Source organism: Acidihalobacter sp., from assembly GCF_037381185.1.
Taxonomy (GTDB): Bacteria; Pseudomonadota; Gammaproteobacteria; order DSM-5130; family Acidihalobacteraceae; genus Acidihalobacter_A.
Genome location: NZ_JARRQY010000050.1, coordinates 27,501 through 34,397 on the forward strand (window position 1 = coordinate 27,501; position 6,897 = coordinate 34,397).

The 6,897-nt window shown below is 58.7% G+C and carries 4 protein-coding genes, 4 tRNA genes, 2 rRNA genes and 1 pseudogene (1 of these 11 cut by a window edge); 10 read left to right on the forward strand and 1 reads right to left on the reverse strand.

Annotated features, from left to right (window positions below; genetic code table 11):
• The 6 genes from P8014_RS15945 to P8014_RS15970 form a co-directional block, all read left to right on the forward strand.
• A 23S ribosomal RNA gene (locus P8014_RS15945) occupies positions 1-1,914 on the forward strand; it begins 542 nt to the left of the window's first position.
• An 88-nt stretch (positions 1,915-2,002) separates the two neighbouring features.
• Positions 2,003-2,118: ribosomal RNA gene (rrf, locus tag P8014_RS15950) — 5S ribosomal RNA — on the forward strand.
• 103 nt (positions 2,119-2,221) lie between these two features.
• Positions 2,222-3,028, forward strand: a complete 807-nt coding sequence (locus tag P8014_RS15955; RefSeq protein ID WP_337818321.1) for a biotin--[acetyl-CoA-carboxylase] ligase — start codon at positions 2,222-2,224, stop codon at positions 3,026-3,028.
• Positions 3,028-3,747, forward strand: coding sequence for a type III pantothenate kinase (locus P8014_RS15960; protein ID WP_337818323.1), 720 nt, complete (start codon positions 3,028-3,030; stop codon positions 3,745-3,747). Before P8014_RS15955 ends, P8014_RS15960 begins: the two co-directional genes overlap by 1 nt.
• Before the next feature lie 10 nt (positions 3,748-3,757).
• A complete protein-coding gene (locus P8014_RS15965) occupies positions 3,758-4,489 on the forward strand; it encodes an SPOR domain-containing protein (RefSeq protein WP_337818322.1) in 732 nt (243 codons plus the stop codon).
• Between the two features lie 49 nt (positions 4,490-4,538).
• Positions 4,539-4,614 (forward strand) — tRNA-Thr (locus P8014_RS15970).
• 364 nt (positions 4,615-4,978) lie between these two features.
• Here P8014_RS15970 and P8014_RS15975 read toward each other — a convergent pair.
• Positions 4,979-6,257 (reverse strand): annotated as a pseudogene (locus tag P8014_RS15975) (UDP-glucose/GDP-mannose dehydrogenase family protein).
• Between the two features lie 135 nt (positions 6,258-6,392).
• On the opposite strand from P8014_RS15975, the gene P8014_RS15980 reads away from it, so the two are divergent.
• From P8014_RS15980 to P8014_RS15995, 4 genes are all read left to right on the forward strand, one after another.
• Positions 6,393-6,477, forward strand: a tRNA-Tyr gene (locus P8014_RS15980).
• A 26-nt stretch (positions 6,478-6,503) separates the two neighbouring features.
• Positions 6,504-6,577, forward strand: a tRNA-Gly gene (locus tag P8014_RS15985).
• Positions 6,578-6,614: 37 nt separating this feature from the next.
• Positions 6,615-6,690, forward strand: a tRNA-Thr gene (locus P8014_RS15990).
• 73 nt (positions 6,691-6,763) lie between these two features.
• The coding region (locus P8014_RS15995) for a GTP-binding protein (protein WP_337818324.1) at positions 6,764-6,897 on the forward strand (134 nt) is incomplete at its 3' end.

The following is a 6,897-nucleotide window of genomic DNA, read 5'->3' on the forward strand; positions in this document are numbered from 1 at the left end:
TGACTGCGTACCTTTTGTATAATGGGTCAGCGACTTACTTTCAGTGGCAAGGTTAACCGTTAGGGGAGCCGTAGGGAAACCGAGTCTTAATAGGGCGATCAGTCGCTGGGAGTAGACCCGAAGCCGGGCGATCTATCCATGGCCAGGTTGAAGGTGGGGTAATTCCCACTGGAGGACCGAACCCACGTCTGTTGAAAAAGACGGGGATGAGCTGTGGATAGGAGTGAAAGGCTAATCAAGCTCGGCGATAGCTGGTTCTCCCCGAAAGCTATTTAGGTAGCGCCTCGTGTCTCACTCCTGGGGGTAGAGCACTGTCATGGCTAGGGGGCTCGCAAGAGCTTACCAAACCATTGCAAACTCCGAATACCAGGAAGTGCAATCACGGGAGACACACGGCGGGTGCTAACGTCCGTCGTGGAAAGGGAAACAACCCAGACCGCCAGCTAAGGTCCCCAAGTCATAGCTAAGTGGGAAACGATGTGGGAAGGCATAGACAGCTAGGAGGTTGGCTTAGAAGCAGCCACCCTTTAAAGAAAGCGTAATAGCTCACTAGTCGAGTCGGCCTGCGCGGAAGATTCAACGGGGCTAAGCTATGCACCGAAGCTGCGGATTCACACATTTGTGTGAGTGGTAGGGGAGCGTTCTGTAAGCCTGTGAAGGTGGATCGTAAGGTCTGCTGGAGGTATCAGAAGTGCGAATGCTGACATGAGTAACGATAAGAGGGGTGAAAAACCCCTCCGCCGAAAGCCCAAGGTTTCCTGCGCAACGTTAATCGGCGCAGGGTTAGTCGGCCCCTAAGGCGAGGCAGAAATGCGTAGTCGATGGGAAACAGGTTAATATTCCTGTACCTCTGTTTATTGCGATGAAGGGACGGAGAAGGTTAGGTCAGCCGGGCGTTGGTTGTCCCGGTTTAAGCGTGTAGGGAGTGTGTCTAGGCAAATCCGGACGCACAATCCTGAGGCGTTATGACGAGCTCCCACGTGGAGCGAAGTGATTGATACCATACTTCCAGGAAAAGCTTCTAAGCTTCAGATAAACAGAGACCGTACCCCAAACCGACACAGGTGGGCAGGGTGAGAATCCCAAGGCGCTTGAGAGAACTCGGGTAAAGGAACTAGGCAAAATGGTACCGTAACTTCGGGAGAAGGTACGCCTCTGGTACGTGAAGGGCCTGCGCCCGGAGCGGAAGGAGGTCGCAGAGACCAGGCCGCTGCGACTGTTTACTAAAAACACAGCACTCTGCAAACACGAAAGTGGACGTATAGGGTGTGACGCCTGCCCGGTGCCGGAAGGTTAATTGATGGGGTCAGCCGCAAGGCGAAGCTCTTGATCGAAGCCCCGGTAAACGGCGGCCGTAACTATAACGGTCCTAAGGTAGCGAAATTTTGAACCTGCTTGTGTAGGATAGGTGGGAGGCTTTGAAGCGGCAACGCCAGTTGTCGTGGAGCCATCCTTGAAATACCACCCTGGCATGTTTGGAGTTCTAACCCAGGCCCGTTATCCGGGTCGGGGACAGTGTATGGTGGGTAGTTTGACTGGGGCGGTCTCCTCCCAAAGAGTAACGGAGGAGTGCGAAGGTACCCTAAGCACGGTCGGAAATCGTGCGTTTAGTGCAAAGGCATAAGGGTGCTTGACTGCGAGACAGACACGTCGAGCAGGTGCGAAAGCAGGTCTTAGTGATCCGGTGGTTCTGTATGGAAGGGCCATCGCTCAACGGATAAAAGGTACTCCGGGGATAACAGGCTGATACCGCCCAAGAGTTCATATCGACGGCGGTGTTTGGCACCATTAGGTCTCACTGGACCCTCGAGGTCCCTGTAGGGCCCTTGTAGACTACGAGGTTGATAGGTTGGATGTGGACGCGCAGTAATGTGTGAAGCTAACCAATACTAATTGCCCGTGAGGCTTGACCATATAACACCCAAGCAGTTTGGGTGAATCGAATGCGACTTCATTGCCAATGCCTTTCTGAATTGACCGGTGAGAGCCGGTAAACAGTTTGCCTGGCGGCCATAGCATGTGGGAACCACCCGATCCCTTTTCGAACTCGGAAGTGAAACCGCTTAGCGCCGATGATAGTGTGGGGTCTCCCCATGCGAAAGTAGGTCACTGCCAGGCTTTTAAAAGCGAAACCCCGACGGTTAAACCCGTCGGGGTATTTTTTTGCAAAGTCGGCCGCCCTCGTATGCCATTGCGTGAGCACATTGCAGGGAGAACTACGATGCCGGAACCGGAAGCGCTCGATAGCGAGAAAATACGTATGCATCTGTCGCCGGTCGGACTCGACCTGTGCAGTCGCATACACGTGTATGACTCTCTCGAGTCAACCAACAGCTGGCTGAGTGGCCGTTTGCGCGAAGGCGCGGCGACGGGGGGCGAGGTCTGCCTGGCCGAGATGCAGACGGCAGGGCGGGGGCGGCGCGGTCGTTCGTGGAATTCGCCGGCGGGCGGCGGTCTCTACCTGTCACTCGCCTGGCGCGCGCTTCGAGAGGATCCTGACTCGGGAGCGGCGACGCTCGCTATCGGTGTAGCGGTGGCTGATGCGCTGAATGAGATTGCCGGAGCCCAGGTCGGTTTGAAATGGCCCAACGACCTGTATGTAGACAAACGCAAGCTGGGCGGTATTCTGGTCGAACTCGTAAACCGGGGAAACGAGCGTTACTGGGTCGTGGGTATCGGGATCAATCTCAGCGCTCCGCAAATGGATCCCGCATCATCCCCGCGGCCCGCGGGTTTGGATGAGTTCTGGTCCGCGGCGGCGCAGAATAGAAATCATCTTGCAGGTGCGGTTGTGGACTACGTGCTACAGGCCTGCGCCCGCTATGAAGATGCTGGTTTTGCCGTATTGCAGCAGCGTTGGAGCGGTTATGACCTTACCCGTGGGCAGGAAATCGAAGTTCACACCGCGGATGGACGTACGCTGCATGGCAAAGGCGACGGGGTCGACATGAGAGGCCGCTTGCGCGTCGTCTGTGCAGGCCTCGAGTATTGGCTCGACGCTGGCGAAGTCAGCTTGCGGCTATCCTGATGCGTTTGTGCATCGACATAGGTAACAGCCGTCTCAAGTGGGGCTGGAGCGAAAAGCCGGGAGCGCTCATCGATAGCGCAAGTGCGCGGACAGTTCACGAAATGTTCTCCACCGTTGCCAGGCACGCGGCGCCCAGTCGGGTGTTGCTGGCCGACGTACGCGGAGGCGAAGCTCGCGAGCTTCTGGAGGAACGTATTCGCGAGTTGCGTTGGCCAGCCCCGGAAGCTCTGATTTCCCTGGAGCGTTTCGAGACGATACGCAACGGATACAGAAATCCGGAAGCGCTGGGCGTGGACCGTTTTCTTGCTCTCGTCGCAACGCGGGAGATCCGTCCGGTCGTAGTCGTATCGGCCGGAACAGCATTGACGGTCGACGGGATGGCAGCGGATGGTTCGCATACGGGGGGAGTGATCATGCCGGGGCTGAAGGCCGCCTTGAATGCGCTCGGCCGCGCGGCACCTGCGTTGGCGGGCAAGGGCGACCCGTGGAGCGCTGCCCTGAGCCCGTGGGGGCGGGACACCGGCACGGCGGTCGGCAGCGGCATACTATACGCCTGGGTGGGCGGTGCCGAGCGTGCGATCACTGACATCCGTGAACGGCTTGGTGCAGAATGCGCAGTCATTCTGACCGGCGGTGACGGTCGTTTATTGAAAAAATGCCTGAAGTTCGAGGCGCGATATGATGAACTGTTGGTCCTGCGCGGCATGACATATCTATAAAGGAGGCCGAGTGCGGGCGTTCTTTCTGTTTCTGGTCCTGCTCAACCTGATCTATTTTGCGGTCGGAGACATTCTGGTTCCGGAGCACTCGCACGTCGGGTCGTCACCGTTGGCGACTTCGCCTCCGCCCGGGGTGCAGCCGTTGCGCATGATAAAAACCGTGTCGGCGGCAGCAGCCACGGGTGCCCCTCGTTCGCCGAACACCGAAACGGTCCTGCCGACGCAGTCGAACTCGGGGAGGGGGCTTTCGCCGAAGCCTTCATCGCCACCTGCCCGGTGCTATTCGCTCGGTCCCTTCAGCGACAAGGCGAAGGCCGAAACCATGGTGTCGGTATTCGCGAAGCAGAACGTCGAGGCGACGCTGCGCAGAATTCAGCAGACCCAGGTCACCGGCTACTGGATCTACCTGCCGCCATACTCATCGACCGCGGCGGCTACCGCCGTGACGCGGCAGCTCGCAGCCAAGGGTTTGCACGACTACTATGTGGTGGCATCTCCTCCGAACGCCAATGCCATCTCCCTTGGGCTGTTTCGTGAGCGCAGCGGCGCGGCGCGACGCCTGGCGCGGGTGAAGAAAATGGGGTTTCAGCCCAAGCTCCAGGTCCGTACCGCCGACAAGGAGCTGTTCTGGTTGGACTACAGCGATCCCGGCAACGGCACAATCAGTGCTGAGTTGTGGGCGAATGTGCAGAACGGCGGTGGAACGCTGCAGCGAGTCGAACGTAGCTGCCCAGCCGGTTGAATTGGGGTTTGCGCCGCATCAGCAAGCGCCCTAAAATGCGCTGCCGGATGCTGGCGTAGCTCAGTTGGTAGAGCGGCTGATTTGTAATCAGTAGGTCGCGGGTTCGACTCCTGTCGCCAGCTCCATTTCTTATTCGGGAAATAGGTTGGGCGTGTGCTGCGCCGCCACAGCTCGTTTCTACGGCATCGTTTCGTTACGAAACGAACCCCGCACCGGTGCCCGCCGGCGCACATCCGATGATCCCGTGGTTTGGCCTATTGCCGGCGGCTATGGGTAAGAACGGGTTCGTGCGTGCTGTAAACCGTAAAGTGCTTGGACACCCACCTCCGCGAACGCAGCGCGGAGGTGGGTGTTGCGCACGACAGGTTTCGAGTCGCGCCTGGGGAGTGTAGAGGTCGGCGCATCTGGTTGCCGGCTCGTCGTCGACAGCGCTGGACTGTGCCTCTTGCCGCTGACGAAAGATGACCGCAAATGACGGCTGGGTAAGAATCAGCGCCCGCGGCCTATGGCGTAGTACGCGATGCCCGCGCGTTCCATCAGCTGTGGGTCGTACAGATTGCGTCCGTCGAAAACGACTGAATCACTATTCGGTAGCGATCGCCAAGGCGGATGCGCCTTCGAGTGCGTCTTCGGGGCTAGAGCACAGCGTCAGGTCGGCGCGTTCGCCGTAAATGCGCCGGCACTCCTCCATGGAGACGGGATCGTAGGCGCGTACGTGCGCGCCGGCACTCCATAGGGCTTCCACCAGTACACGGCTTGAGGCCTCGCGCATGTCGTCGGTGTTGGGCTTGAATGCCAGTCCCCACAACGCGACAGTGCGGCCGTTCAGATCACCTTGGTAATGCGCCTGGATTTTCTCGAACAGGCGCAGCTTTTGGCGGTCATTGACGTTTTCGACGGCGCTGAGCAATTCGGCGTTGTAACCGATCTCGCGTGCGGTGCGCTCCAGCGCCTTGACGTCCTTGGGGAAGCAGGACCCGCCGTAGCCGCAGCCCGGATATATGAAGTGGTAGCCGATGCGCGGGTCCGAGCCGATACCGATGCGCACCTCCTCGATGTCCGCGCCGAGGCGTTCGGCGAGGTTGGCCAACTCGTTCATGAAACTGATCTTGGTGGCCAGCATCGCGTTCGCGGCGTACTTGGTTAGTTCGGCCGAGCGGATGTCCATGATCAGCACGCGGTCGTGGTTGCGGTTGAACGGTGCGTAGAGTTCGCGCATCAGTTCGCTGGTGCGGGGGTTGTCGGTGCCGACGACCACGCGATCAGGCTTCATGAAGTCGTCTATGGCTGCGCCTTCCTTCAGGAACTCCGGATTGGAGACGACGTCGTACTCCACCTCCGCTCCGCGTTCGCCCAGCGCAGTGTCGATCTGTTCGCGAACACGGTCTGCGGTGCCGACTGGAACCGTGGACTTGTTGACCACGATGCGGTAATCGTCCATGTGTTCGGCGATGGTGCGCGCGACGGTAAGAACGTGCCGAAGGTCGGCCGAACCGTCTTCGTCCGGGGGGGTGCCGACCGCGATGAACTGAAACAGGCCGTGGCGCACGCCTTCGGCAGCGTCGAGGGTGAAGCTCAGGCGGCCGGCCTGCCGGTTCTCGGCGACCAATTTGTCGAGTCCTGGTTCGTAGATCGGTACTTCGCCGCGTTCTAGGCGCGCAATCTTGTCGGGGTCGACGTCAACGCACAGAACATGGTTGCCGACCTGAGCCAGGCATGCGCCTGTGACGAGCCCCACGTAGCCTGAACCATAGATGGTGATTTTCATCGTCGACGTTCCTGATAGTAGTGATTGTTTCGCGCTGCGCATGGTATCAGACTCGCGTGGGCGATGGGTGCGCCCGCGAACGGTCTAGGTATTGACAAGGTTGGTCCAATGGCCGAAAATCGCCGCCTTTGTTTCGGAGGGGTTCCCGAGCGGCCAAAGGGGGCAGACTGTAAATCTGCTGGCTCAGCCTTCGGAGGTTCGAATCCTCCCCCCTCCACCAGTTTTTTGGAGTGTGCTTAGGTCGAGGCGGGTGTAGTTCAATGGTAGAACCTCAGCCTTCCAAGCTGATGATGTGGGTTCGATTCCCATCACCCGCTCCAGTTGAAACACGGTGGCCCGTTAGGGTTGCGTGCTCAAGCCCATATAGCTCAGTCGGTAGAGCACTTCCTTGGTAAGGAAGAGGTCACCAGTTCAAGTCTGGTTATGGGCTCCATTTGACGATGTGTCCGTGCTCGCGCGGGCATGTGAATCGATAGTATGTCAGTAATACCAACCGGGGTGGTTCGATGGCCAAGGAAAAATTTGAACGTACGAAGCCGCACGTAAACGTGGGTACGATCGGTCATGTTGATCATGGTAAGACGACGCTGACGGCGGCGCTGACCAAGGTGATGGGTGAGCAGCACGGCGGAGAGTTCAA